The 26,615-nt window shown below is 64.8% G+C and carries 36 protein-coding genes; 33 read left to right on the top strand and 3 right to left on the bottom strand.

Translation table 11 applies throughout. The annotated features are described in order from the left end of the window. From QZM35_RS32915 to QZM35_RS32810, 22 genes are all read left to right on the top strand, one after another. Window positions 1-375, top strand: a complete 375-nt coding sequence (locus QZM35_RS32915; protein ID WP_012327676.1) for a putative holin — start codon at window positions 1-3, stop codon at window positions 373-375. Next, window positions 375-695, top strand: coding sequence for a phage holin family protein (locus QZM35_RS32910; RefSeq protein WP_229050556.1), 321 nt, complete (start codon window positions 375-377; stop codon window positions 693-695). The genes QZM35_RS32915 and QZM35_RS32910 overlap by 1 nt, the downstream gene beginning before the upstream one ends. Beyond that, a complete protein-coding gene (locus tag QZM35_RS32905; RefSeq protein WP_301777518.1) occupies window positions 688-1,488 on the top strand; it encodes an N-acetylmuramidase domain-containing protein in 801 nt (266 codons plus the stop codon). The genes QZM35_RS32910 and QZM35_RS32905 overlap by 8 nt, the downstream gene beginning before the upstream one ends. Continuing rightward, on the top strand, window positions 1,485-1,976 hold the full coding sequence (locus QZM35_RS32900) for a hypothetical protein (protein ID WP_301777517.1): 492 nt from the start codon (window positions 1,485-1,487) through the stop codon (window positions 1,974-1,976). The genes QZM35_RS32905 and QZM35_RS32900 overlap by 4 nt, the downstream gene beginning before the upstream one ends. Next, complete coding sequence (locus QZM35_RS32895; RefSeq protein WP_059698052.1) at window positions 1,973-2,383, top strand: phage tail protein; 411 nt, start codon at window positions 1,973-1,975, stop codon at window positions 2,381-2,383. Before QZM35_RS32900 ends, QZM35_RS32895 begins: the two co-directional genes overlap by 4 nt. Beyond that, entirely contained in the window at window positions 2,383-2,832 is a 450-nt protein-coding gene (locus QZM35_RS32890) for a phage virion morphogenesis protein (protein ID WP_301777516.1), read from the top strand. The genes QZM35_RS32895 and QZM35_RS32890 overlap by 1 nt, the downstream gene beginning before the upstream one ends. A 99-nt stretch (window positions 2,833-2,931) precedes the next feature. Further along, window positions 2,932-3,639 (top strand): phage baseplate assembly protein V, encoded by a 708-nt coding sequence (locus QZM35_RS32885; protein WP_301777515.1) that lies wholly within the window; start codon window positions 2,932-2,934, stop codon window positions 3,637-3,639. After that, complete coding sequence (locus QZM35_RS32880) at window positions 3,636-4,001, top strand: GPW/gp25 family protein (protein ID WP_174978966.1); 366 nt, start codon at window positions 3,636-3,638, stop codon at window positions 3,999-4,001. Before QZM35_RS32885 ends, QZM35_RS32880 begins: the two co-directional genes overlap by 4 nt. After that, window positions 3,998-4,903, top strand: coding sequence for a baseplate J/gp47 family protein (locus QZM35_RS32875; protein WP_301777514.1), 906 nt, complete (start codon window positions 3,998-4,000; stop codon window positions 4,901-4,903). Before QZM35_RS32880 ends, QZM35_RS32875 begins: the two co-directional genes overlap by 4 nt. Further along, a complete protein-coding gene (locus QZM35_RS32870; protein ID WP_301777513.1) occupies window positions 4,896-5,447 on the top strand; it encodes a phage tail protein I in 552 nt (183 codons plus the stop codon). Before QZM35_RS32875 ends, QZM35_RS32870 begins: the two co-directional genes overlap by 8 nt. Before the next feature lie 5 nt (window positions 5,448-5,452). After that, window positions 5,453-8,758, top strand: a complete 3,306-nt coding sequence (locus QZM35_RS32865; protein WP_301777512.1) for a phage tail protein — start codon at window positions 5,453-5,455, stop codon at window positions 8,756-8,758. After that, window positions 8,758-9,192 (top strand): phage tail assembly chaperone, encoded by a 435-nt coding sequence (locus QZM35_RS32860; protein WP_301777511.1) that lies wholly within the window; start codon window positions 8,758-8,760, stop codon window positions 9,190-9,192. Before QZM35_RS32865 ends, QZM35_RS32860 begins: the two co-directional genes overlap by 1 nt. 22 nt (window positions 9,193-9,214) lie before the next feature. Next, entirely contained in the window at window positions 9,215-9,553 is a 339-nt protein-coding gene (locus QZM35_RS32855; RefSeq protein ID WP_301777510.1) for a hypothetical protein, read from the top strand. 159 nt (window positions 9,554-9,712) lie between these two features. Further along, window positions 9,713-9,895 carry a Com family DNA-binding transcriptional regulator gene (locus QZM35_RS32850; RefSeq protein ID WP_301777509.1) on the top strand — a complete coding sequence of 61 codons (183 nt, stop codon included), beginning with the start codon at window positions 9,713-9,715 and terminating at the stop codon, window positions 9,893-9,895. Continuing rightward, window positions 9,873-10,622: a site-specific DNA-methyltransferase gene (locus tag QZM35_RS32845; RefSeq protein WP_301777508.1), complete on the top strand. Its 750-nt coding sequence runs from the start codon at window positions 9,873-9,875 to the stop codon at window positions 10,620-10,622. The genes QZM35_RS32850 and QZM35_RS32845 overlap by 23 nt, the downstream gene beginning before the upstream one ends. 111 nt (window positions 10,623-10,733) lie before the next feature. Then, complete coding sequence (locus tag QZM35_RS32840; RefSeq protein ID WP_301777507.1) at window positions 10,734-11,909, top strand: phage tail sheath protein; 1,176 nt, start codon at window positions 10,734-10,736, stop codon at window positions 11,907-11,909. 29 nt (window positions 11,910-11,938) lie between these two features. Beyond that, on the top strand, window positions 11,939-12,448 hold the full coding sequence (locus QZM35_RS32835) for a phage major tail tube protein (protein WP_301777506.1): 510 nt from the start codon (window positions 11,939-11,941) through the stop codon (window positions 12,446-12,448). A gap of 30 nt (window positions 12,449-12,478) precedes the next feature. Next, window positions 12,479-12,790, top strand: a complete 312-nt coding sequence (locus QZM35_RS32830; RefSeq protein WP_301777535.1) for a phage tail assembly protein — start codon at window positions 12,479-12,481, stop codon at window positions 12,788-12,790. Next, window positions 12,790-12,909, top strand: a complete 120-nt coding sequence (locus tag QZM35_RS32825) for a GpE family phage tail protein (protein ID WP_301777505.1) — start codon at window positions 12,790-12,792, stop codon at window positions 12,907-12,909. The genes QZM35_RS32830 and QZM35_RS32825 overlap by 1 nt, the downstream gene beginning before the upstream one ends. Continuing rightward, window positions 12,906-16,157, top strand: coding sequence for a hypothetical protein (locus QZM35_RS32820; protein WP_301777504.1), 3,252 nt, complete (start codon window positions 12,906-12,908; stop codon window positions 16,155-16,157). The genes QZM35_RS32825 and QZM35_RS32820 overlap by 4 nt, the downstream gene beginning before the upstream one ends. A 13-nt stretch (window positions 16,158-16,170) precedes the next feature. Beyond that, window positions 16,171-16,599: a phage tail protein gene (locus QZM35_RS32815; protein WP_367620801.1), complete on the top strand. Its 429-nt coding sequence runs from the start codon at window positions 16,171-16,173 to the stop codon at window positions 16,597-16,599. Beyond that, window positions 16,596-17,750, top strand: coding sequence for a phage late control D family protein (locus QZM35_RS32810; RefSeq protein WP_301777502.1), 1,155 nt, complete (start codon window positions 16,596-16,598; stop codon window positions 17,748-17,750). The genes QZM35_RS32815 and QZM35_RS32810 overlap by 4 nt, the downstream gene beginning before the upstream one ends. Before the next feature lie 80 nt (window positions 17,751-17,830). Here the strand turns inward: QZM35_RS32810 and QZM35_RS32805 are convergent, their stop codons facing one another. The 3 genes from QZM35_RS32805 to QZM35_RS32795 are packed head-to-tail and all read right to left on the bottom strand — an operon-like array spanning window position 17,831 to window position 19,634. Next, window positions 17,831-18,313 carry a hypothetical protein gene (locus QZM35_RS32805; RefSeq protein WP_301777501.1) on the bottom strand — a complete coding sequence of 161 codons (483 nt, stop codon included), beginning with the start codon at window positions 18,311-18,313 and terminating at the stop codon, window positions 17,831-17,833. Between the two features lie 52 nt (window positions 18,314-18,365). Continuing rightward, window positions 18,366-19,121, bottom strand: a complete 756-nt coding sequence (locus QZM35_RS32800; protein ID WP_301777500.1) for an alpha/beta hydrolase — start codon at window positions 19,119-19,121, stop codon at window positions 18,366-18,368. Between the two features lie 54 nt (window positions 19,122-19,175). After that, the gene (locus QZM35_RS32795) at window positions 19,176-19,634 is read right to left on the bottom strand and encodes a helix-turn-helix domain-containing protein (RefSeq protein WP_301777499.1); all 459 of its coding nucleotides are present in this window, start codon (window positions 19,632-19,634) and stop codon (window positions 19,176-19,178) included. Between the two features lie 83 nt (window positions 19,635-19,717). Here QZM35_RS32795 and QZM35_RS32790 point away from each other — a divergent pair, with 83 nt between their 5' ends. The 11 genes from QZM35_RS32790 (at window position 19,718) to QZM35_RS32740 (ending at window position 26,615) form a co-directional block, all read left to right on the top strand. Next, window positions 19,718-19,954 (top strand): hypothetical protein, encoded by a 237-nt coding sequence (locus QZM35_RS32790; RefSeq protein ID WP_301777498.1) that lies wholly within the window; start codon window positions 19,718-19,720, stop codon window positions 19,952-19,954. Window positions 19,955-19,957: 3 nt separating this feature from the next. Then, complete coding sequence (locus QZM35_RS32785; RefSeq protein WP_006757082.1) at window positions 19,958-20,236, top strand: hypothetical protein; 279 nt, start codon at window positions 19,958-19,960, stop codon at window positions 20,234-20,236. Between the two features lie 11 nt (window positions 20,237-20,247). After that, complete coding sequence (locus QZM35_RS32780; RefSeq protein ID WP_006757081.1) at window positions 20,248-20,496, top strand: ogr/Delta-like zinc finger family protein; 249 nt, start codon at window positions 20,248-20,250, stop codon at window positions 20,494-20,496. Window positions 20,497-20,584: 88 nt separating this feature from the next. Next, window positions 20,585-20,779 carry a hypothetical protein gene (locus QZM35_RS32775; RefSeq protein ID WP_301777497.1) on the top strand — a complete coding sequence of 65 codons (195 nt, stop codon included), beginning with the start codon at window positions 20,585-20,587 and terminating at the stop codon, window positions 20,777-20,779. Beyond that, window positions 20,767-20,985: a hypothetical protein gene (locus QZM35_RS32770; protein ID WP_301777496.1), complete on the top strand. Its 219-nt coding sequence runs from the start codon at window positions 20,767-20,769 to the stop codon at window positions 20,983-20,985. Before QZM35_RS32775 ends, QZM35_RS32770 begins: the two co-directional genes overlap by 13 nt. A 43-nt stretch (window positions 20,986-21,028) precedes the next feature. Then, window positions 21,029-21,223 carry a hypothetical protein gene (locus QZM35_RS32765; protein ID WP_113194842.1) on the top strand — a complete coding sequence of 65 codons (195 nt, stop codon included), beginning with the start codon at window positions 21,029-21,031 and terminating at the stop codon, window positions 21,221-21,223. Between the two features lie 3 nt (window positions 21,224-21,226). Further along, entirely contained in the window at window positions 21,227-21,589 is a 363-nt protein-coding gene (locus QZM35_RS32760) for a hypothetical protein (RefSeq protein ID WP_301777495.1), read from the top strand. Next, a complete protein-coding gene (locus QZM35_RS32755) occupies window positions 21,586-21,846 on the top strand; it encodes a hypothetical protein (RefSeq protein WP_301777494.1) in 261 nt (86 codons plus the stop codon). Before QZM35_RS32760 ends, QZM35_RS32755 begins: the two co-directional genes overlap by 4 nt. Window positions 21,847-21,848: 2 nt before the next feature. Continuing rightward, entirely contained in the window at window positions 21,849-24,641 is a 2,793-nt protein-coding gene (locus QZM35_RS32750) for a toprim domain-containing protein (RefSeq protein WP_301777493.1), read from the top strand. 667 nt (window positions 24,642-25,308) lie between these two features. Then, window positions 25,309-25,587: a DUF4224 domain-containing protein gene (locus QZM35_RS32745; protein WP_301777492.1), complete on the top strand. Its 279-nt coding sequence runs from the start codon at window positions 25,309-25,311 to the stop codon at window positions 25,585-25,587. Beyond that, complete coding sequence (locus QZM35_RS32740; protein ID WP_301777491.1) at window positions 25,587-26,615, top strand: tyrosine-type recombinase/integrase; 1,029 nt, start codon at window positions 25,587-25,589, stop codon at window positions 26,613-26,615. The genes QZM35_RS32745 and QZM35_RS32740 overlap by 1 nt, the downstream gene beginning before the upstream one ends.

Here is a 26,615-nt window from a genome sequence, read left to right as displayed (position 1 = left end):
ATGGCTGAACCTATTTCCACGTCGTCCGCGACGGTCGCGGCGCTCGGCGTCGCCACGCTGTCGCTGTTTCCCGGCGTCGACGCCAACGTCGTCATGGGCGCGTTCGCCGGCTCGCTGCTGTTCGTGATGACGGCCGCCGACCCGTCGATCCCGAAGCGCATCGCGTTCTTCGTGATCTCGTTCGTCGCGGGCTGCCTCACGGCCGAGCTGTTCGCCGCCGCGCTCGACGCGGTGCTACCGGCCCGCGTCGAGGTGCACGCCGGCATCGGCGCGCTGATCGCCTCCGCGCTCGTCGTGAAACTGCTGCTGTGGCTGATCGCCCAGGCCGATGCGCCCGATCGGCTGCTGAACGTGTTCAAGGGGAGGGAAAAGTGATGCTCACGACCGTCTACGTGCTGCTGTGCGCGGCGCTCGCGCTGCGCCTCGTGACCTTCCGCCGTGGCACGAGCACGCACCGGCCGCTCGCGGCATGCCTGGCGTACACGATCGCGGTCGCCGCCGGCGCAGCGCCGATCCGGGCAGCGTTCGGCATGCTGCCGCCGGCGAATCTTGCCGACACGGTTCTGGTCGGCGTCCTTTGCCTCGCCGTGTACGGCGTGCGCGGCAACGTCGTCGAGCTGTTCCACCGTGGCAATCCGCGCGACTCTCTGATCGCGCGCGTGCTGCAATTCAAGGTATGGGGGCGCCATGTATAAGACCCTTCGCCTGGGCGATCGTGGCACGGATGTCGGCTACCTGCAGCGCCAGCTCGTCGCCGCCGGCGCGCGCATCGATACCGACGCGATTTACGGGAACACGACTCGCACCGCCGTCATGGCGTTTCAGGCGTCGCATGGCCTGGTAGCGGACGGTATCGCCGGCCCGAAGACCTGGTCGACGCTCGCAGCCGGCCGGCGCGATCCGCGACACCTCACCGACGCGGATCTGCAGCGTGCCGCCGATCGGCTGCAGGTCGACCTCGCGGCCGTGCGTGCCGTCAACGAGGTGGAATCGAAAGGCACCGGCTTCCTGCCGGACGGACGGCCCGTGATCCTGTACGAGCGGCACGTCATGTATCGCCAGCTCTCAGCGGTCGGCCTGGACGCCGACGCGCTGGCCACGAAGTACCCGGCCCTGGTCAACCCGAAGCGCGGCGGCTACGCCGGCGACGCGGCGGAATATGTCCGCCTGGCGAGCGCGTCTCAGATTTCAGCCGCGTGCGCGCTCGAGGCGACGAGCTGGGGTGCGTTTCAAATCATGGGCTTCCACTGGAACGCACTCGGCTATCCGGACGTGTTCGCGTTCGTCGATGCGATGAAGGTCAGCGAGGCCGAGCAGCTCGAGGCGTTCGTCCGGTTCATCCTGAACGACAAGACGCTGCTGGCCGCGCTGCGCGGCCGGAAATGGGCGAAGTTCGCCGAGCAGTACAACGGCAAGGCTTACGCCGAGAACCTGTACGACGTGAAGCTAGAACGGGCGTTCGATCGCTACAGCCGGGCGGGTGCGTGACCGCCGGCGCCCGTGTCTTCGCAGCTGGCGCGATCGCGCTTGCCGTGACTGGCGTCGTCATCGCGATCCAGCATGCGCGCCTGGTCGACGCCGACCGGCACGCCGACGAGCTCGCGCGCGACGTGCGGGAGCGGACAGCCGAGCGCGACGCGGCACGCCGCGACGTGAAGGTCGTCACGCAGTACGTCGACCGCGTCCAGGTCGTCCGCGAGAAAGGCGACACCATCATCAAGGAGGTTCCCGTTTATGTGGATCGCGAAGCCGATCGTGCTTGTGTTGTCCCTGTCGGTTTTGTGCGGGTGCACGACGGCGCCGCCACCAACGTGCCGGTGGGCGATCCCGGAAACGCTGATGCGGCCCCCTCGCGCGTTGCGCTCTCTGCCGTCGCCGCAACCGTCGCCGACAACTACACCACCTGTCACGAAAACGCCGAGCAGTTGATCGCGCTACAGGCTCGCGTGCGCGATGGCGAGGAACCTGCACCGTGAACAAGCCCAACAGCCTGCGCGCGGCGCTCACCGCAGCGCTGCCCGAGTTCGCGCGCAATCCTGACCGGCTGCACATCTTCATCGAACACGGGTCGATTGCCGTCACCGCAGCGAAGTCGCTGTCGTTCGAATATGCGTACACGCTCGACATCGTCGTGACCGACTACGCCGGCCATTCGGATCACCTGATGGTGCCGATCATCGCCTGGCTGAAGATCCACCAGCCCGAGCTACTACTGAACCGTGACCTTTGCCGCGACGGGTTCAAGTTCCAGGCCGAGCTGCTCGACAACGGTAAATCCGACGTCGAGATCCTGCTGAAGCTGACCGAGCGCGTCGGCGTGGTCGAGCAGCCGGGCGGCTATGAGATTCGCCACTTCGGCGAGCCCCCGATCGCGGGGGCCTGATGGTCGATCGACTATCCCGAGCCGAGGATTGGGCGTCTGGCCTGCTCGGCCAGCTCACGCCCGCGCAGCGCGTGGTCCTGGCGAAGGGGCTGGCCGGCGAGCTGCGCCGGCGTCACTCGCGACGCATCGCCGAGGCCCGCAACCCGGACGGTAGTCGCTTCGCGCCGCGCAAGCCGCAGGCCAGGCGCAAGAAGGGGCGCATCCGGCGCGCGATGTTCGCGAAGCTGCGCACCGCCCGCTTCCTCAAAACCGCCGCGACGGCCGACGCGTCCGTGCTGCATTTCACGCGCCAGGTCGAACGCATCGCACGCGTGCACCAGGAGGGCCTGCGCGACCGCGTCGAGCGTAACGGCCCGATCGTCCAGTATCCGGTGCGCGAGCTGCTCGGCTTGGCCGATGCTGACGTCGACCGGATCGCCGACATCGTCCTGGATTTTCTGTCGCGATAGCGCGACGAAAAGCCCGTTTGCGCTAGGCCGCGGTTGTCAGCCAGCCGCGTACAACCCTTTTCGCGTGACCCTCTCCCGCGCGCGCGGCATCCTCGTCGCATGGATGATTTTGCCGACCTGAACCGCCGCCTCGAAAGCCTACTGCGCGAGGGCACCGTGATCGACGTCGACCACGGCGCCCGCCGCGTTCGCATCGAATCCGGCGGCCTGCAAACTGACTGGATTCGCTGGCTCGCGCAGCGCACCGGCGACAGCATCGTGTGGGACCCGCCGTCGATCGGCGAACCGGGTCTGCTCTTCTGCCCGTCCGGCGAGCCGACGACGGGCCTCTTTCTCCCTGGCGTGTACTGCGACGGCCACGACTCGCCCAGCTCGAGCGCAACGCTGCACGTGCGCGTCTACAAGGACAAGGCGCGCATCTCGTACGACTTCGGATCGCATGCCCTCACAGCCGAACTGCCGGCGGGTGCGACCGTGCGCGTCGTCGCGCCGGTCAGCGTCACGGTCGAAACCAACACCGCGACCGTCAAGGCGAAGTCCGTCACGCTCGACGCCGACGATACGACTGTCACGGGCTCGCTGCTCGTGAAGGGACCGCTCACGTTCGAATCCGGCGCAACCGGCAAGAACGGGGGTAGCGCCGGCGGTGGCGGCTCCGTGATCGAAATTCAGGGCAGCGCACACTTCACCGGCACCGTGACCGCTGACGTCGATGTGCAGTCGCGCAACGTCAGCCTCGTGGGCCATCCCCACCAGGCACAAGGCGAATTCGCCACGACCTCGAAACCGATCGCGGGTGGCGCATGATCGGCATGAACGCCCGCACCGGCCGCGCGATCGCCGGCCAGGCCCACATCGAGCAATCCGTCGCCGACATCCTGTTCACGCCGCTCGGCACGCGTGTGATGCGCCGTGAATACGGTTCGCTTCTTCCCGAGCTGATCGACGGCCCGGTCAATCCGCTGATGCGCATGCGCGTCATGGCGGCGTCTGTCATGGCACTGGCACGGTGGGAACCGCGCATCCAGGTCAACCAGGTGGACTTCGGCAGCACGGGGATCGACGGCGGCGCCGTACTCGAACTGCAAGGCGAGCGCACGGACGGCCCGCGCGCGGGCACGTCGTTCGCTATGCGCCTGCCGGCGACGAACGGGCGAGGTGCGGCATGAGGACGACGCCGATCGACCTGTCGCAGCTCCCGGCCCCTGACATCGTCGACGAACTCGACTACGAAACGATCCTGGCCGAAAAGAAGGCTCGCCTGGTCGCCCTGTATCCGAAGGAACAGCAGGACGAGATCGCAGCCACGCTCGAGCTCGAATCCGAGCCGATGGTGAAGCTGCTGCAGGAAGCCGCGTACGACAAGATGCTGCTGCTCGCGCTCATCAACGAGAAAGCACGCGGCAATCTGCTCGCGTACGCGAAGGGCACGACGCTCGAGCACATCGGTGCCCTCTTCGACGTCGACCGCCTGCTGATCTCGCCGGGTGATCCGGACAAGGGTATCGATCCGGTCTACGAGGACGACGACAACCTGCGCGAACGCATCCAGCTCGCACCGCGCGGGTTTTCTGTCGCCGGGCCGACTGACGCGTATGTATTCCACGCGCGGGCCGCTGACGGGCGCGTGAAGGCCGCGACCGCCTACAGCCCGTCGCCGTGCGTGATGATCGTCACGGTCCTGTCGCGCGAAGGTGACGGTACAGCGAACGAGGATCTGCTCGGCATCGTCCGGAAGGCGCTGGAGAAGAAGCGGCCGCAGGCCGACGAAGTGATCGTGCAGAGCGCGAAGATCGTCCGTTACGCGATCAAGGGGACGCTGCGCTTCTTCGACGGCCCGGATCGCGCGGTCGCGCTCGCGGAAGCGCAGAAGAAGACGCAGCAGTTTGCCGACTCCATGCACCGCCCTGGTTCCGAGATCACGAAGGATGGCCTGTACGCGTCGATGCGCGTCGCCGGTGTCCAGAAGGTGCTGCTCGACACGCCGGCCGAAGGCGTGTCGATCGCGATCGACCAGGCGCCGTACTGCACGGGTGTCGACCTGAAGGACGGCGGGGTGGCCGATGACTAAGCTGGCCCCCTCCCTGCTGCCGCCGAACGCGACGGTGCTCGAGCGGCGCCTGGCGCAAGCCAATGCGGACGTGCGCGACATCCCGGTCGAGATCGACACGCTGATGGACCCGGATCGCATCCCGCTGCGCTTCCTGCCCTGGCTCGCCTGGCACATGGGCGTCGACACCTGGCGCGACGAATGGCCCGAGCAGGTGAAGCGCGCGCGCGTGAAAGCCGCGATTCGCATCGCCCGCAAAAAGGGTACGGCTGACGCCGTGCGCGACGTCTGCGCGTCGTTCGGCGCGAACGTGGTGATGCGCGAGTGGTTCGAGAAAACGCCGCGAGGTGTGCCGGGCACGTTCGAGATCGTGATGACGGTCGGTAGCCGTGATGGTGCGCCGGCCACGGCGCAGTACGTCAACGACATCCGGGCCGAGGTCGATCGCGCGAAGCGCGGCACCGCCCACTACACCTTCACGCAGGGCTTCAGCATGCACGGCTCGATCGGCGTCGCATGCGGCGTGCGCGCGGCCGTCTATCGCCGCCTCTCTCTCACGGACTGACGAATATGGCTGGAAACCTCATCTACATTACGGACGCCGGCCGCGCCGCACTGGTGGCACCCGGCAACACCGGGACAACCGCGCACCAGGTCACGCAGATTGGCCTCGCCACAGCGGCGTTCGTATTCAAGCCGGACATGACCGCGCTTCCGAGCGAGCTGAAGCGCATCACGACGTTCGGCGGCGATACCGTTGCGAAAGACACGATCCACATCGTGATCCAGGACGACAGCGCGGACCAGTACAAGCTGTACGGTTTCGGGCTCTACCTCGAGAACGGCGTGCTGTTCGGCGTCTATGTGCAAAACGACCCGATCCTCGAAAAAGCGGCGGCGTCGATGCTGCTGCTGGCCGCCGATACAGTATTCGCCTCGATCGACGTGACGAAGCTCGTGTTCGGGCCGACATCGTTCCTCAATCCGCCGGCGACCACCGAGCGCAAGGGCGTCGTCGAACTGGCGACGCAGGGCGAGGTCGACGCTGGCGCGGACGACACGCGCGCCGTGACGCCGAAAACCGCAGCCGCGCGATACGCGGCGCTCACGGGTGCTCGCTTCACCGGGAATGTCAGTGTGACGGGTGGAATTGCATCAGACGGCCTGGACAGCGGCGGCGCAAACTTCCGGCTGATGAACGGCCGCGATGTGATCCTGCGCAACGACGGGACGAACTTCTATTTGCTCATGTCGGACGGCAGCGGCATAGGTGCATCGTGGAATGCCCTGCGGCCGCTCACGATCGAACACAAGACCGGCGCAATAACGCTGGACGGCACGGGCTCGGGAACTACCTACGTCGGCGGTCAGTTGAACGTCAAGGGCATGCTCAACGTGAGCAACGGCACTGCGGAGGGGCGCGCAATCTTCGGCGCAAGTGGCGGCTACTTCTTCGGTAACGCATCGGAAGCGGGGTTTTACCTCCCGTCGAGCGGCACAATGTTTGCCCTGAATTTCGCGAAGAAAAACCTTCTCGTCAATGGCAAGGACGTGTGGCACACGGGCAATCTGCCGAACCCGGCACAGACGACCGGCATCACGATGTCTGGTCCGATTCTGGCCGCCGAAGGCACCGTGACCCAGCCGGGCATCTCGTTCGTGAATGACGGCGCGCCGGACACGGGATTCTTCCACATCGCCGACGGCGTGTTTGCGGTCACGAACAACGGACGAGAAACCATGCGGTTTCTGGCCGTAGACGGCACCTACCAGAATAATCGTGTCCTCATTGGCCAGCCGCCCGACGACGGCAGTTGGTTGCAGGTGGGGGGTAACGCGACCACACGAGGTCTGCATCGGTTTGGCAACGGTAAGACAACCGCATGGGCCAATTCCAACACCGATTGGGGATTCTTTCGCTCGAACGGCCATCTGTCGGTCGGTAGCGAAGGTGCCACTGGTGTCCTGCAACTGATCGCGGGTAATTCGGAGGGAGCGAAGCTCGTGCCCGGCGGTCGGATGACAATCGGCGGAACAACTGACGACGGCACGAACACCGCGCAGGTTGCCGGGAGCATGCGCGCCGGCAATTACTTCATCAACGAGCAGAGCGTAAGCACGTATGGCCTGATCGGCATGAACAAGGGAGCCAACGGGCCGAACATCGGTTTCTACGGCAGCTCCACCATCGGCGCGGGCGCGATGACATTGAGTGCTGGCGGGACCGAGCGCGCGCGCGTAACCGCAAACGGTAAGTTCGTTGTCGGACAGACCGGTGATGACGGTAGCGACGCGCTGATTCAGGTAAATGGCCCAATCAAGGCGAATGGTGCGATCAAAGGAACGAGCGGGGTCGGCGCTCTCGTCGCGACTAACGGCGGTGGTACGGGACAGACGTCGATCGTCCTGCGTCGTGAAGGTGGCGCAGCCGATCAGAAGCAATGGGAATTGATGCAGGGTGGTGACGGGACGCTTGCACTTCGCACGGTCAACGACGCCTACTCGGCATCCATGAACGCAATGTGGATCACGCGCGGCAACGGTTCGGCCGTCGGGAACATGGTTCTGATGCAGAGCGGCGGCCGCGTGATGATCGGCACGACCGTTGATACCGGTGCGATTCTGAACGCCGAAGGCCTCATTCGAGGGCGCGGCCTTACGGTGGACGGCGGATCGTCTTGGGCCACTGTGTACTTCCAAAATGGCAACACTACCCGCTTCACGATCGGAAAATCCGATACCGACGATTTCGCACTCAGCGCGTTCGAAAACGACGGCACGACGCAACGCCGCGTGCTGGACATTCCGCGCTTGACGCAGCAGGTCAATTTCGTGAAGCGCCCGACGTGGGCCGGTGCGACCCCGTGGGACTCGATGAACGTCACGCCGCTCGACAAAAACGTCGGCGGCACGATGGCCGCACCGCTCTACCTGCAATCCAGAGCCGGGACAAACGGGTTCGAGGACGGCACGGGCGACAACGCGAGCTACAGCTCATACAACTTTGCGTTGAAGGGCTGGTATGGCATGGGGATGCGTGCATACGACGGCAGCGTGAACGGGTTTTACGACTTCCGCGCAGGAAAGTGGGACGTGAAGGGCGGTTTCTATGTGAACGGTGCTCGCGTGTGGGATCAGGGAAATTTCGATCCGAACGCGAAGGTGAACAAGGCCGGCGACACCATGACCGGCGATCTGCGGGTCAAGCAGCCGAACAACACGGACGCGCGCGGCTTTGTGGTCGCCCGTGCTGACAGCACGGCGCAGGCGTGGTTTCACGGCACGATGAACGGCAACTATTCGGCGTGGGCAACCATGAAGCCGGACGGCGGCTGGCAGTCGAACGTCATCGTTGTCTATAACGACGACAACCGCGTCCATTTCAACTCGAATATCCATGTCACGGCGCTCTCGCGCTTCTACAACCGGCCTACGCTGAACCGCGACGGGTGGCAAGCGGATTTCGGCTTGCGCAACAACCGGCCAGGTTACGACTCCTGGACGTACCTCCGCGCGCGCGACGGCGGCGGCATGGAGATCATCAACAGTGCGTACAACGCGGTCACGTGGTCTGTTGACGACTGGGGAACGATGTTCATGCGCGGTACCCAGATTCTCAATACGGACGGGAATCTGAACCTCACGTTTCGTGGAGTATGGCTGTCCGACCAGCTCAACAACATCGACAACGCGATCGGCAGCAAGGCCAATGCGGGCGCGCGCGTGCAGTGGGATTCTGCCGTCCAAAATTTCGGCACGATCGACCGACTCAACGGCGCATTGCCCGCCCCATGGGTTGTGTGCGGCCTGAGTGGTCCGGGCAACGGCACGGCGAACGCCATCGTCGTCTACGGCGTAGTTTTGAGGAACCAGTGATGAACAGGAACATGTGGCTCGAGGTTGAGCAAGCAGCTTTCATCCTCGCGAAGAAATTCCCCGCGTTGGTGCGCTGCCGGGATTACTGGGTCTCGCATCCGGTGAACGAACAGACGTACGAACAGACCGATACGGCGTGGGTGCCGATCTGGGAGCGGCCCGACATACCGTGCCCGACGGCTGCCGACCTGCTCGAGTGGTGGCCCGAGTATGAAGCGGAATACAACCACATTGAAGTACCGAAGATCGTCCGGCGAAAGCGCGACGAGTTGCTCAAAGAGGCAGATGGGCTCGTCGAGCGGGCGGTAGACACTGGCGACACGGATCTCGAGTCCGCCCTTCGCAAGTACCGCGCCGAGCTGCGCGATGTTCCGCAGCAGGCAGGATTCCCGCTGAACGTTGTATGGCCGCAAACGCCCGTGCAACGGATTTGACACACACCAACAGGAGTTAGAAATGGCAATCAAGAAAAATGTTGTTCTTGCATCGACCGGCGCTACGGCTGGCTACCACGTTATCGGCAACGTCTCGATCGACGTGTTGAGCGGGACGACGGTTGCGTCGATCAACAGCTACGTGTCGGAAGAAACGCATAAGGCAGGCAAGCAAGCGCTGCAGCTCTCGGCGAGCATTGCCGTCGAAGGCGTACCGGAAGAGAACGAGGGCGCGGTGTCCTACATTCATCGTCGCCTGATCGAAGCGAAACCGGCCGACGATAAGCCGGTCGCCGGTCAACCGACGCTGTACAACGCGCTCGACCGCTACATGCTCGCCGGCGGTGTGATCGTCGCCTAAGCAACACCGAGGCGACGTAGGAAGGAAAGGACGCGGCGACGTGCGCGATGCAGGAACATCGAGCACGCCCCGCACCAGCAGAGACAGCCTGCAGGATTGGCCAGGGCCGCGACACCTCTCGAGAGGCGCCGGCATCCTAGCACACGCAGGAAACACCCCATGCAGGACATCCGATGCGGAAGCTGTAACCGCAAACTCGGCGCCGGCGAATACGTCCGGCTCACCATCAAATGCCCGCGTTGCGGCGCAATGAATATCCTGAGGGCCGCGAGCCCCTTACCCGCAGGCCACCGAGCCTCCGACAAAAGGGAATCGCCCCATGCAACACACTCTCCACGCTGATCTGATCAACCGCGTGCACCAGGCCGACGCACTCGGCGTCATGCGCGCGCTGCCCGATGGCTGCGTCGACCTGGTCTTCACCGATCCGCCCTACTCGTCCGGCGGCACCACGAGCGCGTCGCGCAGCCAGGCGCCGTCGAGCAAGTACATCGGCGGCGACGTGAAGACCGTCTATCCTGAATTCCAGCACGACAGCAAGGACCAGCGATCGTGGACGTTCTGGTGCATGACGTGGCTCGCGGAAGCCTATCGCGTGTGCCGCAACGAGGCGCACCTCGCGTGCTTCGTCGACTGGCGCCAGTTGCCGAGCCTCACCGATGCGATCCAGGCGGCCGGCTTCACCTGGCGCGGCGTCGCCGTGTGGGACAAGACGAGCGGCCGCACGCGGCCACGTATGGGCGGCTTCGCGCAGCAGTCGGAATTCCTGGTCTGGGCGACGAAGGGCGCGGTGCGCCGTGCCGACGTGTACCTGCCTGGCGTTTTCTCCGAGCGCCTGGCGCATCCGAAGCGCCACATGACCGAGAAGCCGTCGCAGCTCGCGCGCGACGTCGTGCGCCTGGCGCCGGCCGGCGGTGTTGTCCTCGACCCATTCGCGGGGTCCGGCACGTTCCTCGCCGCAGCCAAGGAAGCCGGTTTGAACTGGATCGGTTGCGAGCTCGAATCGAGCTACCACCAGGTCGCAACAGCGCGACTCGCCGAGCTGGACTCACTGCCTGTCGCGGCATAGTCACGTTCCATAGGGTTCCTGGTTGTACCAAGACGTCCCACAACCTCCCGCGCGTGATCTCCGCGCGCGCGGAAGGCAATCTTTCGGAAGGCTCACTTCCGGGAGAAAAGCTTGCCTTCTGATTACCACCACGGCGTACGCGTCATTGAAATCAATGACGGGACGCGCCCCATCCGCACGGTCAGCACGGCCGTGATCGGCCTGGTCAGCACCGGCGACGACGCCGATGCGGCCACCTTCCCTGAAAACCGGCCGGTCCTCATCACGGACGTGCAGGCCGCGATCGGCCGGGCCGGCACGAAGGGCACGCTCGCGCGCTCGCTCGACGCGATCGCCGCGCAGACTTCGCCGCTGATCGTCGCCGTGCGCGTACCGACCGGCAAGGATGCCGACGCTACAACCAGCAACGTAATCGGCACGACCAACGCGGACAACGGCCAGTTCACCGGCATGAAAGCGCTGCTCGCCGCAAAGAGCCGGCTCGGCGTGAAGCCGCGCGTGCTCGGCTGCCCTGGTCTCGACACGCTGCCCGTTGCAACCGAGCTGGCGACGATCGCGCAGAAGCTGCGCGGCTTCGGCTACGTCAACGCGTTCGGCGCGAAGACGAAGGAAGAAGCTGTTGCCTACCGCGCGAATTTCGGTCAGCGCGAGCTGATGACGATCTGGCCGGACTTCGTGAACTGGAACACCACGACCAACGCCGAGGACATCACCTGGGCGACGGCGCGCGCGCTCGGCATGCGCGCGAAGATCGACGAGCAAACCGGCTGGCACAAGACGATCTCGAACGTCGTCGTGAACGGCGTCACCGGCATCAGCCGCGACGTGTTCTGGGACCTGCAGGACCCGAACACCGATGCCGGCTACCTGAACAGTCACGAGGTCACCACGCTCGTGAACGCGGATGGTTACCGTCTATGGGGTTCGCGTACCTGTTCCGAGGACAAGCTGTGGGCATTCGAGAACTACGTGCGCAGCGCACAAGTGATCGCCGACACGATGGCCGAGGCGCACATGTGGGCGGTCGACCAGCCGATGAGCCGGACGCTGATCCGCGACGTCGTCGACGGCGTGAACGCGAAGTTCCGCGCGTGGAAAACGGCCGGTTACGTGATCGATGGCGAGTGCTGGTTCGATCCGGGCGCGAACGACAAGGATTCGCTCAAGGCCGGCCTGGGCTTCATCGACTACGACTTCTGCCCGACGCCTCCGCTCGAAGACCTGACTTTCCGCCAGCGCATCACCGACCGCTACCTGCTCAAGTTCGCGGAAAGCATCGCCGTCTGACGGTCCGCCACTCACCATAGGAAAACGCAATGGCTCTGCCATCCAAACTCAAGAATTTCAACGTGTTCGAGGACGGCGTCTCGTTCGTCGGCGAGGTGCCCGAGATCCAGTTGCCAAAGCTCACGCGCAAGATGGAGGCGTATCGCGGCGGCGGCATGAATGCCGAGGTCGACATCGATCTCGGCATGGAGAAGCTCGAGCTGGGCCTCACGATGGGCGGCTTCATGAAGGAGATGTTCAAGACGTGGGGCACGTCGAGGATCGACGGCGTATCCGTACGCTTCGCCGGCTCCTATCAGCGCGACGACACCGAGGAAACCGATGCGGTCGAGGTGTACGTGCGCGGCCGCTACAAAGAAATCGACCCCGGCAAGGCGAAGGCCGGCGACAACGCCGATCAGACCGGAACCATGTCGCTGTCGTATTACCGCCTCGTATCCAACGGCGAAACCCTGATCGAGATCGACATTCCCAACTTCGTCGAGATCGTCGGCGGCGTCGATCGCCTCGCCGAGCAGCGCCGCGCGCTCGGCCTGTAACCCCTACCCCTCACCCGCAAAGGAATGACCATGTCTCTGAAACGTACCGACGCGCTGCCCCTCGATACCCCGATCGCGCGCGGCGAGCAAAAAATCGACGCCGTCGCGCTGACCATGTCGGGCAGCGGTGCGCTGCGCGGCGTCACGCTCACCGATGTCCTGCAGCTCGATGTCATCGCACTGTCGAAGGTGCTGCCGCGCATCAGCAATCCGATGCTGACCGAGCAAGACGTGTTGCGCATGGACCCGGCCGACCTGGTCAAGCTCGGCACGGAGCTTGCCGGTTTTTTGGTACCGAACTCCGTCAAGCAGGACGCATCCCTCGAGCCGTCGACGAAGTGATGGCCGACATCGCCCTCGTTTTCCACTGGACGCCTGATTTGATGAACGCCATGTCGCTTGATGAGCTGATGACCTGGCGCGAGCACGCGCGCGTGCGCTACGAACGGGGCGATGAATGAGCGATCGATCCCTGCGCCTCGAGGTCGTCCTCAAGGCGCTCGACCAGGCGAGCCGCCCGATCCGCGAGATCGCCACCAAAAACCGCACGCTCGTGAAGGAGCTGCGGGACTCCCGCGCGCGGCTCAAGGAACTCAACGACACGCAGCGGCGTATCGGCGAGTTCCGCGAGATGCGCACGGGGCTCGCCAACACCGCGACGAAGCTCGCCGACGCCCAGAGGAAGGTCCAGGAACTCGCGAAGTCTCTGCGCGCGTATGGACCGCCATCGCAGCAGATGACCGCCGAGCTGGCGAAGGCCCGGCAAGCCTCATCCAAGCTCGGTGCCGCGTTCAAGAAGCAATCGGCCAGCGTCGACGAGCTGCGCAACCGGCTCGGCCGCGCCGGCGTCGACACGCGCAATCTTTCCCAGCACGAGCGCACGCTGCGCACCGACATCGCCGCGACGACCGGCGCGATCGACGCGCAATCACGTCGCCTCGACGCACTGAACGCCCGCCAGAAGCGCATCGCGGACGCGCGCGCCAGGATGGGCGCGACGCGCGGCGCCGCCGCTGAAATGGCGATCGGCGGATATGCCGCGCGTGCGACTGGCTCGCACATCCTCAACGACCTGCGCGAGCCGCTGGCCGAGGCGAAGAAGGTGCAGAACGAGCGTGGCCGCATCCAGGCGCTCGGCCTGGGCGACCAGGCGACGCAGGACGCCGAGCGCTACGTGCGCTCGATGAAATCGGTCGGCGTGTCGACCTCCGAGAACATGACGCTGATGCGCGACGCGATGTCGATCTTCGCGGACGAGCATCACGCGCAGATGGTCATGCCGACGCTCGCGAAGATGAAGTTCGCGAACGAGGCGATGTTCGGTGGCGGCCAGGGGCACGAGAACGAAGAGAAGTTCATGAACATGCTGAAGGTGATCGAGCTGCGCGGCGGCACGAAAAGCGAAGCGAAGTTCAAGAGCGAAGCGAACATGGTCCAGCAGGTGCTATCCGCTACCGGCGGTCGCGTCGGCGGCGACGAGTGGCGCAACTTCATCCAGACCGGCAAGGTCGCCGCGAAGCAGATGCGCCAGGACGCGTTCTATTACCAGATGGAGCCGCTGATTCAGGAAATGGGCGGGCATGCCGCCGGCACCGGCGTGCAGGCCGCGTACAGCAACCTGATGCAGGGCAAGACCTCCGTGCGGGCATCGAAGCGCCTGGTCGAGCTGGGGCTGGTAAACAAGAACGACGTCGAACATACGACTACCGGCAACATCAAGCGAATCAAGCCTGGCGCTCTGCTCCAAGGCGATCTCTTCAACGCGTCGCCGTTCGAGTGGATGGAGAAGGTGCTGCTGCCGAAGCTGAAGGCGAAGGGCATCACGTCCGACGCGAAGATCCTGGAGGAATTCTCCACGATCATGACGAACGGCAACGGCGCGAATCTGTTCGCCACGATGTACATGCAGCGCGAGCAGATTCACAAGAACGAAAAACTGAACCGTGGCGCGTACGGCATCGACAAGCTGCACGAGCTGGGCCAGAAGCAAACCGAAGGGAAGGAGCTGATCGCGCTCGAGAAGGTGCGCAACCTGCGCACCGTCATCGGCGAGCAGGTGCTGCCCGTGTACAACCGGGCGCTCGAGCTGACGACAAGCGTCCTCGAGCGGCTGCTCGGCTTCGCGAAGGAATACCCGAAGTTCACGCGCGCGGTCGCGATCGGCGCGGCCGGCCTCGGCGTGCTGCTCGCCGTCCTCGGCACGCTGACGATCGCGCTCGCGGGCATTCTCGGGCCGCTGGCGATCGTGCGCTTCAGCATGTCGATGCTTGGCATTCAGGGCGGCGTCTTCGTGCGTGCGCTCGGCGCCAGCGCCGGTGCGCTGCGCGGCATTTCTCGCGCGGCGTCCGGCGCCGCATCCGGCGTCACCGCCGCCGGCAGAAGCACGCAATCCGCCGCTGGCCGCATTCGCACAGCGCTGTCGAGCGCCTGGCAGGCGTCATCGCCTCGAGCTGCCACGTCGTCACTGCGCGCCTATGTCGCGTCGCTCGCCCAGCGCGTACCGGCTGCGTGCCAAGCCGCGAAGGCGTCGATCCGGCAATGGGGCGGATCGGCCGTGACTGCGATGAAGGATGGCGCCGGCGCCGCGCGGCAGTACACCGTCCAGGTGTGGCGGGCCGTCGCCGCGCAGGCGGCCGCGACGCGTGCATCGGCAGCGTCGCGCTGGACCGCAGCCCGGCAGTACGTCTCCCGGCGCGGCGCGTCCGGGATGGCAGTCGATACGGCGCGCGGTGGCCTCAATCTGGTCAAGGGCGGCACGATGGGCGCGATCAACGGCGTGCGGGCTGCGCTCGGCGGGCTCGCCCAGATGTTCCTCTTCGTCGGCCGCGTCGCGCTGATGAACCCGGTTGGCCTCGCGATCACTGCGATCGCTCTCGCAGCGCTGCTGATCTGGAGGTATTGGGAGCCGATCAAGGCGTTTTTCTCGGGCTTCTGGCAGGGGCTGACCGAGGGCTTGCGCCCGCTCGCGCCGATCTTCAGCGGCGTGCTCGCAACGCTCGGCGCGGCGTTCGCGCCACTGAAGCCCGTGTTCGACTGGTTGGTCGGTGCCGTGAAGAGCGCGTGGGACTGGATCACGCGTCTGTTGGGGCCGGTCGACACCAGCAAGAAAAGCCTCGACGCGGCGACCAACGCCGGCAAGGGGTTCGGCGCATGGCTCGCCGACATCGTCGTCGTGGCTGCGCAGGCCGCTGCCCGCTTCGTCGAATTCGGCGCCAACATGATGTCCGGCCTGGTCAACGGCATCAAAAGCGGCCTGGGTTCGGTGAAGGATGCGATCGAGTCGGCCGGCGGCAGCGTGATCGGCTGGTTCAAGGAAAAGCTCGGCATCCATTCGCCCAGCCGCGTGTTCGCCGCGCTTGGCGGCTTCACGATGGCCGGCCTGGATCAGGGTCTGCGCGAGGGCCAGGACGGGCCGCTGTCGACCGTGCTTGAGGTCGGCAAGCGGATCGTCGCCGCCGGCGCCGGCATCGGCATCACGGGCGCGGCGATCGCCGGCGGCGCACCGCTCACCGTCGACACCCGGCCGCCGCTCACGGTCGCGTCGGCCGCAGCGCGCGCACCGGTTGCGCCGGCGCCGATCACGATCCAGGTGTATGCGGCGCCTGGCATGGACGTACAGGCGCTCGCGCAAGAGGTCCGCAATGTGATGCGCCAGGAACAGGCCGCGCAGGCCGCGCGCGAGCGCTCGCGTCTGCGCGATCGCGATTGATGGAGGGTTTCTCATGATGATGGCGCTCGGGCTGTTCGTGTTCAGCCTGTCGACCCTGCCGTACCAGGAGCTGAAGCGCCGGCGCGGCTGGCGCTTCGCGAGCAATAACCGTGTCGGCAAAAAGCCGGCGCGGCAGTACGTCGGTGACGACGACGAAACGATCACTCTGTCCGGCGTGCTGCTGCCGGAGCTGACGGGCGGCGACCTGTCACTTGCCGCCATCGAAGCGATGGCGACGCAGCACACCTCCTGGCCGCTGATCGAGGGCAACGGACACATTTACGGCATGTTCACGATCGACAGCATCGAAACGACGCGCACGCTGTTTTTCGACGACGGCGCCGCCCGTCGCATCGAGTTCTCGATGACGCTGACGCGCTGTGACGACTTCAGCCTGCTCGGCATCGTGACCGATGCCATCAAGGGGGCGATCTCGTTATGAACCTGGCCGATATCCCCGGCGCCGACCTGGTACAGAAGACCGCGCTTGCCAACGATCGCGTGCCGCGCGCGATCTACTCGATCACGCTGAACGGCAAGAACATCACGAAGAAGTTCGACGGCCGGCTGATCTCGATGACGCTGCAGGACAACCGCGGCTTCGAAGCTGACCAGCTCGACATCAGCCTCGACGACTCAGACGGCGCGCTCGAGATCCCGAGTCGCGGCGTCACGTTGAAGCTGTCGATCGGCTGGGCTGGAGCTGCGAACGGCCTGGTCGACAAGGGCGAATTCATGGTCGACGAGGTACGGCACACCGGCACGCCCGACGTGCTGACCATCCGCGCGCGCAGCGTCGATCTGCGCGCGGGCCTGTCGATCAAGAAAGAGCGATCTTGGCACCGGCAGACGGTCGGCGCTATCGTGCGCGCGATTGCGAGTCAGAACAAAGTCGACGCGCGCATCAGCAAGGCGCTCGACGCGCAGCTCGTCGACCACATCGACCAGACTGCAGAGTCGGACGCCAATCTGCTGTCGCGCCTGGCGAAGATGTTCGACGCGATCGCCACTGTGAAAAACGGGCGGCTGCTGTTCATCAAGGCTGGCGAGGCGACGACCGCAAGCGGCAAGCCGCTGCCCGCCGTGACGATCACGCGCGACGTCGGCGATCGCCACGAGTTCGGCGTCGCCGATCGGGACACGTATTCCGGCGTGCAGGCGTTCTACCTCAACACGCGCACCGCGAAGAAACAATCGACCACCGTGAAGCGGCGCCGGCGTCGCACGACCGCGAAAAAGAAGAAACCGATCGACAAGAGCGGCGACGTGCTGTTCGGCACGGCCGAGAACGTCAAGACGTTGCGACACACGTACGCGAACAAGGGGAACGCGACGCGCGCCGCGAAGGCAGAATGGGAGAAGTTGCAGCGCGGCGTCGCCGAGTTCAGCATCGTGCTGGCGCTCGGCCGCCCTGAGCTGATGACCGAATTACCTGTAACCGTGCGCGGTTACAAACGTGTCATCGATGATTGCAACTGGATCATTGCGCGCGTTACACATACGGTCGACGGTAACGGCGGATTTACATCGGACCTCGATCTGGAGGTCAAGGCGACCGAGGTGCCGGAGATCGAATCCGAAGGGAGCGAATAGCGCCATCGACGCATAGGTCGCTTACGCGACGCGTAAAAAAGCCCGCGATCGCGGGCTTTGTTTCACTTGTGCATCGATTGTTACGCCGGCGTGCAATCGCGCAACATCGGGCTGCCAATCAAGCGGCCGTCACCTTCGCAGGTCCACGTCACCTTCTTGCCTTTCTCGAGTGACGCTGCAAGTGCTTCGTGCTCTTTGCTCAGGTATGCGTGGACTGGCATGAATTCGTTACTGGACCGCAGCTTCACCACGATATTCTCGAACGCGTCCTTGTCGATGCTTTGAATCGTTCCGCTTACCGATAGGGCTTTACCCTTGTACTTTTGGTCTGCGGCGACTTCGTTTTTCTCATATGCAGTGAAAAGCGCCCCAGCGGTCACACTGACTTTCTCAATCGGCTTAGATGCCTCGGTTACCGAGTTCGAAACAGTCGAGGTTCCGGTTGTTGCGTTCGACGCGGTTGATGTTCCCGTGGTTGGCTTCCCGCCAAAAATCGCACCCACGATCCCGATAGCAAAAACGACACCGACGACGATGCCAAGTACTTTGAGCAGTTTCTTCATAGGTCCCTCGGATAGGTAGCGCGTCGCGCCTGTTGGAAATTGGTATAGGAGGTCAGCGACGAGCCAAATCGGCTTTCTGCCATGCTGCACCGTCATCGACGGCGACACACTGTCGGCGAATACCCGCCTGCATGACGACACTGCCTGGTGAATAGCGATCGCCGCCGTACTCGCAATGACGTGGCAGTTCTGCTGCCGGTGCTTGTGCGGGCGCGTCAGAGCGGTGCGTCACAACATACAGCGCGGCAGCAATGGCTCCCGCTGCAGTCACCGTGACCGCCACCGCGAGCCACGATGACCGCTTGCTCTCTTGATGCACCGGTGCGGGCGCGGGCACCGGTGAGGGGGAGGGTGCGGGCACGGGTGTCGTCGCCGCAACGGCTGGAGGTACAGGGTGCTCAACCGGCAACTCGCTCGGCGCCACCGGCAGAGGCGCAGCAGGTTCCGGGTCTTTGACTTCCTGTTGTGCTGGCGCGCCAGACGTCTGTCCGAGTATGCCGTTTCGAATCCAGCCATCGAGATACTTGATCGCGCGCTCATACGCGGCGCGCGGCATCTCGTCCATTCTCTCGAAGTCGAACACCGTCATAAGGCGACGGTACACCATCAATTTATCGGTACCGGTCTTCGCTTCTATCTCGAATGCTTTGCGTGCGATCGCGTTGCGCTGCTTGTCGCTGATGAACTTTGTCGCGACCGGCTTTGGTTCACTGCTGTGGAAGTGCACATTGACGTTCGTCTGTGCGCTGTTGCTCTTCACATCCCCGCCAGCAACCTGCCCGACATCACCACTGAACTTCTGATTCATTGACTTCTTTTTCTCCTACGGCTGGCCCTGCCGTTTAGTGCTCTTTAGCGGTGATCAGCTTTCCCGCTTCTTCTTCCGTCCGGCACCGCCCATGTTGATCGAGAAGGGTGCCGTTACGTCGCCGGTGACGTGCTGCCCGACGTTGGCGCCTTCGAAGTTCTGGTGAACCGTCGTAGTTTTCGCGGCCTGCGGCGTGGTCGGTATCTGCTGCGTCATGCCTCCAATCATGCCGAGTACGCCAGCACGCCCTTTCGCATCGAGCGAACGATAACCAGCCAGCAGAACCTCCTCGTCAGTCGACAGGGCCGCAGCGTTGCGCTGCCCCGTCAGCAGGTAGGCAACATCAACGCCGTGCGCGGCGATCGCCTCCAGATACGCGGAATCCGGGCGCCTCACACCACTCTCGTAATTCAACTGGGTGTCCTTCGTGATGCCCCCCAAGGCGGCAAAGGCCGTCTGGTTCACCCCGAGACGTTTGCGCTCTTCTTTCAGCCTGCTCGCAAAATCTTTCAATTGCCCACCAATATCCGTTGACTTGTGGTCGTTCGCCCACTAATATCAAGTTGTGCAAGGTTAACGACAGGAAGTATACCGCCATGCTTCGTAAGAAAGCCCCCGTCAAACGCTCACCACGCGGCGTGCTATCCAGCAAGCCCGTCTACATGCGGCTCATGCCGGACGAACGCCGCGCACTCGAAGAGTTGTCCGCGTTCCTGAACCGCTCCACCTCGAGCGTCGCCCGCCTGATTTATCTCGAGGGCGTTGAGGGATACCGCGCCAAAGTTACCGACTCGGCCACTCAACCGCAGTCAAGTTCTTTTGCCGGGCGTTGAGTCATGCAACCACCCGCCCTCATCGAACCCGCATTGCGCCACGCGCTGCACGGACCCAAACGGCACGAAGTACAAACAGCACTCGGGTGGGACGACTCCGAGGTCAGTCGCTTCCTGAGCGGCGGCAAGGGCATCGTCATCGACAAGATTGACACGCTTGTTGCTGCTGTGGGTTTCGTATGCGTGACCCGCAAATATCTCGACGCTGTCGCGACCCTTGGTGAAGTCGGCATGTTTTGCCAATGCGCGCGCCAAGGTCGCGGCGAATGCAGCCGCCCGTAGGAGCATCCGGAATGAAATTGAAGTGTCACCACTGCGGCAGCCGCGCCGTCATTCGAACCAGCCGCACGCTGTCCGCTCTCGTTCGCGAGGCTTACTGCCAGTGCACCAACATCGAATGCGCGACGACCTACAAGATTCACGTCGCAACCGTCCACACGATCGCGCCGAGCCTCAACCCGAATCCGCACGTCTACGTGCCGATCGGCAAGGTTGATCGGCTTCCGACCGATTCGCGACAGCTCCCGCTGCTCGACGCCTAAGCCCTAACCCGCTTTTTCGCTGAACACCCATCGCGCCCGCTCTGCGGGCGTGAGGGACTCCTTTTGCCTGAAATTTCTTGGAGGCCGTATGCAATCGCTGATCCACGCCCCGCTCGCCGCGCTCGCTGAATCGATGTCCTACGACGAACGCGTCGCCTACCTCACGAAGATCTCCGCCGCCGACGTGCGCGCCGACGTGTTCGTCCGCTCCGCAAGCGCGCTCGGCTTCCGCGTCACCTGGGATCACACCAACGGCACGCCGATCCTAGCATGGCTGCACTGACCGCCCACACGATGCACCGCGCCCTGACCGAGCTCGAGCTGCGCGCGACCTGGCGCCGCTTGCACATGGTCGGCGACTTCGACTCGCTTCACCCGGCCGCACGCCGCGCCTTCGAATGTACGGCGAGCGTATGGCAGGCCAGGGAGCCAGCACCCGCGTCACAACCAGTCGACGGGAAACGCCGCGCCGCGAACGACTTCGACTGACCCATCCGCGCCGGCCGCCGGCGCACCAACCTGGAACCAAACGATGAAGCCCTACGTTTTCAGCATCGGCGTGCTGCTGATGCTCTCCCTCTCCCTCACCGGCATCTACTGCCTGGCCGCCGACGTGCTGCGCCTGTTCGACGTTCGGAACGCCCGCACGATTGGTTTCGCGATCGGCGTCGTCGCGATGGTCGTCCTGATCGTGGCGCTGGCCTGGTCCGTTCCGCCGCGCGGGTGACGCATGAAGCAAGAATCCACCATCCGCTACGAGCTGCTGACGCCGGCCGGCCTGCGCACCGTCGCAGGCGATCACGTCGTTATCCCCAACAGCGCCGACGCCACGTTCGGTATCCACGCCGAGCCGGACGTGCGCGACGGCCACCCCGAGAAGTGGATCGTTACGCACCTGGTATCCGGCATGCGGATCGGCCACGGCGCAACGCGCACCGCAGCGCTTGCGAACGCGACATCGAATGTCGATCGCAACCGCCGCCGGCTGCGCGACATCCTCGAGCAGGCGACGGGCTCGCGCTACGAGCTGCAGCACGCCGCTTACCGCCTGCAGCAGAACCATCACGACATCCTCGGAGGCGCAGCAGCATGACGCACACGACTACCCCTCACGATGCCGCGCTCGCGGCTTCCATCGCCGCAGCCGCCGACGTCCTCCGCTTCGACCACGAGCCCGGCGGCCTGCAGCGCGTCGCGGTGCTCGCGCTGTTCGTCAGCATCCTCGGCGATCGCTTGGCGCTCGCCTTCCCCGCGTCGGCCGGCGCGCTCCGTGCGCTCGTCGACAGCCCCGCGACACCCGGCAACCCTGCCGCCCTCTCCCTGCATCAACAGCAACAGCAACAGCAATAACGATGGCCTCGATCGACGAACTGAAACAACGCATCGACCTGCACGACCTCGCCGATCGCCTCGGCTTGAAGCGCGGGCGCGGTGGCGACCGCGCGCTCTACCACTCGCCGCAGCACGACGACAAGAGCCCGTCCCTGTCGATATACGTGAACCACCCGAAGCACGGCACCGGCTGGCGCGACCACAGCGCCGACGTCGGCGGTTCGTGTATCGACCTGGTCATTCACACGCGCGGCGGCACGGTCGCCGACGCGGTGCGATACCTGCACGATGCGTACGGCTTCCCACTCGATCGGCAGGCGCCGGTCGAGCGCCGCGAAAAAACGACCGTCGAGTACATCGCCGATCGGTGCTTCGCCGAGCGTGACCAGGTGCGCGAATACCTCGGCGGCCGCGGCATTTCCGCCGCCGCGATCGACGCAGCGATCGCCGCGCGCTCGCTTGGCTTCAACACCTGGACCAGCTCGAAGGTCGCCGCCGGCGAAGTCGGCCACGCCGGCCCGGCCGCCGCGTTCATCGTCCGCGCACCGGGCGACGCGCGCGTCGTCGCCGTCGACATGCGCTATATCGATCCGGCGCTCAACGGCGGCGTCAAGACGCAGACCCAGGGCGACAAGGCCGGCTACGGCTGGACCGCCGATCCTCGCCGGCTCGACAAGGCGAAGCGCGTGTTCATCGTCGAAAGCGCGATCAACGCGCTGTCGATCGACACCTGCGCGATGCCTGGCGCCGCCGCGCTCGCGCTGCGCGGCCTGGCGAACGTCGACGGCATCGACTTCGCGTTCCTGCGCGGCAAACAGGTCGTGATCTGCCTGGACAACGACGAGCCGTTCGCCGACGGCCATCCGCGCGCCGGCCGCCGCCCTGGACCGGAAGCCGCCTGGGCGCTCTACGAACGTCTGACGGCGCTGAACATCAGCGCCGTGCTCGTCGACCAGGCCGACTGGCTCGCCGATCTCGCGGACGGCGAGAAGACCGCCAAACCCATCAACGACGTCAACGATTACCTGCAGATGCGCGGCCCGCTCGAGCTGTCGCGCGCGCTCGAGCAGCTCGAACCCTGGCTCATCGCCGGCCTGGCCGGCGACGCCACACGCCGCGGCCGGCCGCGCATCTTCCTGCCGTCGCACGACTTCGCGCAGTACTGGCGCTTTCGCGTGCGGCCGGACTTCACCAGCTACATCACGAAGATGGACCGCAACGAGGAATCCGGCGTCGAAACGCCCGTCATGACGGATCTGTGCGGCTTCCGCATTGCCGGCATCAGCCGCGTGTCTGTCGCGAGCGCGACGTCGACCATGACGGGCGACGCCGACCAGGCACCGACCGTCTACTTCGCGGTGTCCGTCCAGGCGCCGCGCCACGGCGCGCAGCTCGTGCGCCGCGTGATGCTCGACGACCAGCTGCACAACGTCGACCAGTGGGGCAAGTTCGGCCCGATCTGGACGCCGGCGCCGTTCAAGCGCATGGTCAACATCCTGGAGCGCGGCGCCGACCTCGGTGCGCGCCAGGCGGCAAACTTCGTCGGGCTCGCTTGGCGCGACGGCCGCCTGATCGTCAACGAAGGCCCGGACTGCTACTTCACCGAAGCGGACAAGCAATGCCCGTATCACAACCTGACCTTCCCGACCGGGCCGGCCAGCGATGCACGCCGCGTCATCACCGCGTACCAGGCGACGTTCAAACAGAACGCCGCGACGATTCCGCTCGTGTGGGCGCTCGGCGGCCACCTGAAGGCGCTGCTCGGTTTCTGGCCGCACATCACCATCCAGGCGAACAAGGGCGCCGGTAAGTCGACGCTCATCAAGCGGCTCGAACGCTCGCTCGCCTTCACGATGTTTTCCGGGCAGTCGCTTCAAACCGAGTTCCGGCTGCTGACCAGCATCAGCCACACCAGCCACCCGGTCGGATGGGAAGAGCTGTCCGCCCGCCGGCAGGACGTGATCGACAAGGCAGTCGGCTTGCTGCAAGAGAACTACCAGTACACCGTGACGCGTCGCGGCACCGACATGACGGAATACCTGTTGTGCGCACCCGTGATGCTGGCCGGCGAAGACGTGCCCGTGCGCAGCCTGCTCGGCAAGCTCGTGCGCACGACGCTGACCGGCAAGCGCGGCCCGCTCATGCCCGACGACCTGCCTCGCTTCCCGGTTCGCCAGTGGCTCGAATTCCTCGCCGGCCTGGACAAGCGCGCCGTGTCCGACCAGTACGCCACCCTACGCGACAAGGCACTGGCCAACTGCCGCGCAAGCGGCGAGGACGACGGTGCGAAGCGCATGGCCGGCAATTACGCGGCCGTCGCGCTCGCCTGGCGCTACCTGTGCGAGTTCGCCGGCATGGACCCGAGCGAAGGCGACTTCCCGCGCGACCTGCTCGCCGAGATGAACGGCCACATCGCCGAGACGAGCGCCGATCGCGAGCCGTGGGTCTGGATCTTGGAAACCGCCCTGTCGGAAATGGACTGCGGCAACTACAAGCACCCGTACACCTTCGACACCGTCGACGGCGAGTTCTGCCTGCTCATCAACACCGGCCACGTGATGGACCATATCGCCCATACGAGCGCGCTGCGCGACAAGTGGAACGGCCTGCCCGTGAAATCCGATCGCGTGTTCAAGGCGCAGCTCAAGCACGCCGGCGTCATCGTCGGCGACAAAGAGGTCGAGCGCCGCATCTATACGCGCCGCGTGCGCTACCTCACACCGATCTCGCTTGAGCGCCTGGCCGCGTTCGGCCTGCACGTGTCCGTCCGCGAAGACCTGGCGACCGACGCCCTGCAAGGGGGCGCAGCATGACGCCCTCTCAGCCGATGCGGCCGCCGTGCGGCCGTACCCCTTCCTTCACTATTTCCGGCCGCGTAGCGGCCCTGTATTCGGGTTTCGGGTGCGTGCGCCGATGCGCGCAGCAATCGGCACACGTCGTCACGCGGCCGCCGTGCTGTCCGCTTCCCCCCGTCCCCCCCGCAAGTCGAAACGGCCGGGCAACAGCTCGGGCCTTGAGGCAGGGGGGCCGCGCGGGCGGAATTTTCCGCAGGGTCAGGGCATGCAGCGCAGAAAACTCGGGGATTTGGGGGGTGTCCGCTCGTAAGTCATTGATTGTTGAGAAGACACCCGCCCCGCGTCGTCGCGCATTTGCCCCTAGTCGCGTCGTTTTTGCCCCTAGTCGTATTTTTGCGTCGGCCGCCGTCGCCTCTTTCTCTTCTCTCTCTAATTCATTGAAAAAGAAGAAGAAAGAATACGAAGAGAGGCAAGGAATCGACCCGAACGCAATGCCCCGAGTCATGCCCGTTTTGCCCTCAATTGCGGACGCTGCCTATTTTTTAGGCCCCCAATCAGAAGGGGGCGCCCCGTATATTTGAGGGCAACCAGGGGCACGCAATAACCCAAAGAATCAAATAGTTAGAGTCACATTTCGCGCAATCCCCCAATCCCTCAATTGCGCTGCGTGTGGTCCTCGTCCGCAATGAAAATCACCATGCAAGAATATTCACGTCGCGGCCCGCAGCGCGACACCGGCGCCTACCTCGGCCGACAAGAACTGCGCGAACTGACCGGCACGCCGCAACGCGCGCGCCAAATCCTGTGGCTCGCTCGGCAGGGTTGGCCGCATGTCGTCGACGTGCACGGGCGCGTGTTGGTCGCACGCGCTTACCACGACAAGCAAATGGGAATCATCGAAAACAAGCAGGTGCGCGCACCGCAGCCCGCCGAACTCACATCGCTGAATCTCGGCGCAGTGTGATGGCAGGCAAGGCACAAACTCCCGGTGCGATTCCGCGTTTCCGTTCGCGCAAGAACGCGGACGGATCGCTGCGCTACTACTACGATCACGGTCAGGTTGACGGTCGGCGCATCCTCGAACCGCTCGGCACTGATCGCGTCGTCGCACTCCAACGTTGGGCCGACTTAGAGGGCGCGCGCGCGCCGTCATCGGAAACGACCCGGCACACGTTCGCCATGCTCGAGCAGGCCTACCGCCTACGCGAGCTGCCGCAGAAGTCAGCGGCGACGCAACGCATGTACGACCTGTTCCTCTCCAGGCTCGCTGGTGTCATCGGCGATCGCGAGCTCGACACGCTCACGCCCGCCGACGTCGCGGCGATCTGGCGCGCAACGGCCGATAAACGCGGTGTCGTAACAGCAAACCGCACGAAAGCCGTGCTGTCGCTGGCCCTGAACTGCGGGCGACTGTGGGGAATGATGACGATCGCGAACCCGTGCGCCGGCGTGCGCGGGAAGAAAGAGAGCGGGCGCCAGGACATCCTCATCGATGACGAGCTGTATGCGTCCGTCTACGCCGTGGCCGACCAGCCGCTGCGCAACGCGATGGACCTGGCCGATCTATGTGCACAACGACCGTCAGACGTCCTGCGCGTGCAGCGTTCCAACATCGTGCGTGGCAACCTCATCTTCCGCACGCAGAAGACCGGCGCCTTCGTCACGGTACAAATCACGGGCGACCTCGCGGCGCTGATCGAGCGTCTACTTGCTTGGCGGGGCTCGAAGGTCGACGTTTCCCCTTACCTGTTGCGCGACGAGGAAGGCTATCCCCTCACGAAGGGCAAGCTGCGATCGCGCTTCGACAAGGCGCGCGAGCTGGCCGGCATCGACAAGGCAAAATTTCAGTTCCGCGACCTCCGCGCACGTGGCGTTACGCACAAGACGATCGACGAAGGGCTGGAGGCAGGGCAGCGCTTGGCAGGACACAGCGGGCCCGGGATGACGGCGCGCTACGTGCGCGGCACGCGGCCCGTAAAACCGTCTCGCTGA

It is taken from the genome of Burkholderia sp. AU45274 (assembly GCF_030482505.1).
In the GTDB taxonomy this organism is placed as follows: domain Bacteria; phylum Pseudomonadota; class Gammaproteobacteria; order Burkholderiales; family Burkholderiaceae; genus Burkholderia.
The sequence above is the reverse complement of the archived record's forward strand: the minus strand, read 5'-3'. Positions and strand labels throughout refer to the sequence as shown.

Coding starts and splice junctions, on each gene's coding strand:
- QZM35_RS32905 (WP_301777518.1), top strand. CDS start 688: ATGTATAAGACCCTTCGCCTGGGCGATCGTGGCACGGATGTCGGCTAC.
- QZM35_RS32860 (WP_301777511.1), top strand. CDS start 8,758: ATGAACAGGAACATGTGGCTCGAGGTTGAGCAAGCAGCTTTCATCCTC.
- QZM35_RS32850 (WP_301777509.1), top strand. CDS start 9,713: ATGCAGGACATCCGATGCGGAAGCTGTAACCGCAAACTCGGCGCCGGC.
- QZM35_RS32800 (WP_301777500.1), bottom strand. CDS start 19,121: ATGAATCAGAAGTTCAGTGGTGATGTCGGGCAGGTTGCTGGCGGGGAT.
- QZM35_RS32915 (WP_012327676.1), top strand. CDS start 1: ATGGCTGAACCTATTTCCACGTCGTCCGCGACGGTCGCGGCGCTCGGC.
- QZM35_RS32835 (WP_301777506.1), top strand. CDS start 11,939: ATGGCTCTGCCATCCAAACTCAAGAATTTCAACGTGTTCGAGGACGGC.
- QZM35_RS32855 (WP_301777510.1), top strand. CDS start 9,215: ATGGCAATCAAGAAAAATGTTGTTCTTGCATCGACCGGCGCTACGGCT.
- QZM35_RS32740 (WP_301777491.1), top strand. CDS start 25,587: ATGGCAGGCAAGGCACAAACTCCCGGTGCGATTCCGCGTTTCCGTTCG.
- QZM35_RS32865 (WP_301777512.1), top strand. CDS start 5,453: ATGGCTGGAAACCTCATCTACATTACGGACGCCGGCCGCGCCGCACTG.
- QZM35_RS32780 (WP_006757081.1), top strand. CDS start 20,248: ATGAAATTGAAGTGTCACCACTGCGGCAGCCGCGCCGTCATTCGAACC.
- QZM35_RS32870 (WP_301777513.1), top strand. CDS start 4,896: ATGACTAAGCTGGCCCCCTCCCTGCTGCCGCCGAACGCGACGGTGCTC.
- QZM35_RS32745 (WP_301777492.1), top strand. CDS start 25,309: ATGAAAATCACCATGCAAGAATATTCACGTCGCGGCCCGCAGCGCGAC.
- QZM35_RS32770 (WP_301777496.1), top strand. CDS start 20,767: ATGGCTGCACTGACCGCCCACACGATGCACCGCGCCCTGACCGAGCTC.
- QZM35_RS32845 (WP_301777508.1), top strand. CDS start 9,873: ATGCAACACACTCTCCACGCTGATCTGATCAACCGCGTGCACCAGGCC.
- QZM35_RS32875 (WP_301777514.1), top strand. CDS start 3,998: ATGAGGACGACGCCGATCGACCTGTCGCAGCTCCCGGCCCCTGACATC.
- QZM35_RS32890 (WP_301777516.1), top strand. CDS start 2,383: ATGGTCGATCGACTATCCCGAGCCGAGGATTGGGCGTCTGGCCTGCTC.
- QZM35_RS32910 (WP_229050556.1), top strand. CDS start 375: ATGCTCACGACCGTCTACGTGCTGCTGTGCGCGGCGCTCGCGCTGCGC.
- QZM35_RS32830 (WP_301777535.1), top strand. CDS start 12,479: ATGTCTCTGAAACGTACCGACGCGCTGCCCCTCGATACCCCGATCGCG.
- QZM35_RS32785 (WP_006757082.1), top strand. CDS start 19,958: ATGCAACCACCCGCCCTCATCGAACCCGCATTGCGCCACGCGCTGCAC.
- QZM35_RS32760 (WP_301777495.1), top strand. CDS start 21,227: ATGAAGCAAGAATCCACCATCCGCTACGAGCTGCTGACGCCGGCCGGC.
- QZM35_RS32775 (WP_301777497.1), top strand. CDS start 20,585: ATGCAATCGCTGATCCACGCCCCGCTCGCCGCGCTCGCTGAATCGATG.
- QZM35_RS32885 (WP_301777515.1), top strand. CDS start 2,932: ATGGATGATTTTGCCGACCTGAACCGCCGCCTCGAAAGCCTACTGCGC.
- QZM35_RS32880 (WP_174978966.1), top strand. CDS start 3,636: ATGATCGGCATGAACGCCCGCACCGGCCGCGCGATCGCCGGCCAGGCC.
- QZM35_RS32810 (WP_301777502.1), top strand. CDS start 16,596: ATGAACCTGGCCGATATCCCCGGCGCCGACCTGGTACAGAAGACCGCG.
- QZM35_RS32765 (WP_113194842.1), top strand. CDS start 21,029: ATGAAGCCCTACGTTTTCAGCATCGGCGTGCTGCTGATGCTCTCCCTC.
- QZM35_RS32750 (WP_301777493.1), top strand. CDS start 21,849: ATGGCCTCGATCGACGAACTGAAACAACGCATCGACCTGCACGACCTC.
- QZM35_RS32790 (WP_301777498.1), top strand. CDS start 19,718: ATGCTTCGTAAGAAAGCCCCCGTCAAACGCTCACCACGCGGCGTGCTA.
- QZM35_RS32805 (WP_301777501.1), bottom strand. CDS start 18,313: ATGAAGAAACTGCTCAAAGTACTTGGCATCGTCGTCGGTGTCGTTTTT.
- QZM35_RS32755 (WP_301777494.1), top strand. CDS start 21,586: ATGACGCACACGACTACCCCTCACGATGCCGCGCTCGCGGCTTCCATC.
- QZM35_RS32820 (WP_301777504.1), top strand. CDS start 12,906: ATGAGCGATCGATCCCTGCGCCTCGAGGTCGTCCTCAAGGCGCTCGAC.
- QZM35_RS32825 (WP_301777505.1), top strand. CDS start 12,790: ATGGCCGACATCGCCCTCGTTTTCCACTGGACGCCTGATTTGATGAAC.
- QZM35_RS32815 (WP_367620801.1), top strand. CDS start 16,171: ATGATGATGGCGCTCGGGCTGTTCGTGTTCAGCCTGTCGACCCTGCCG.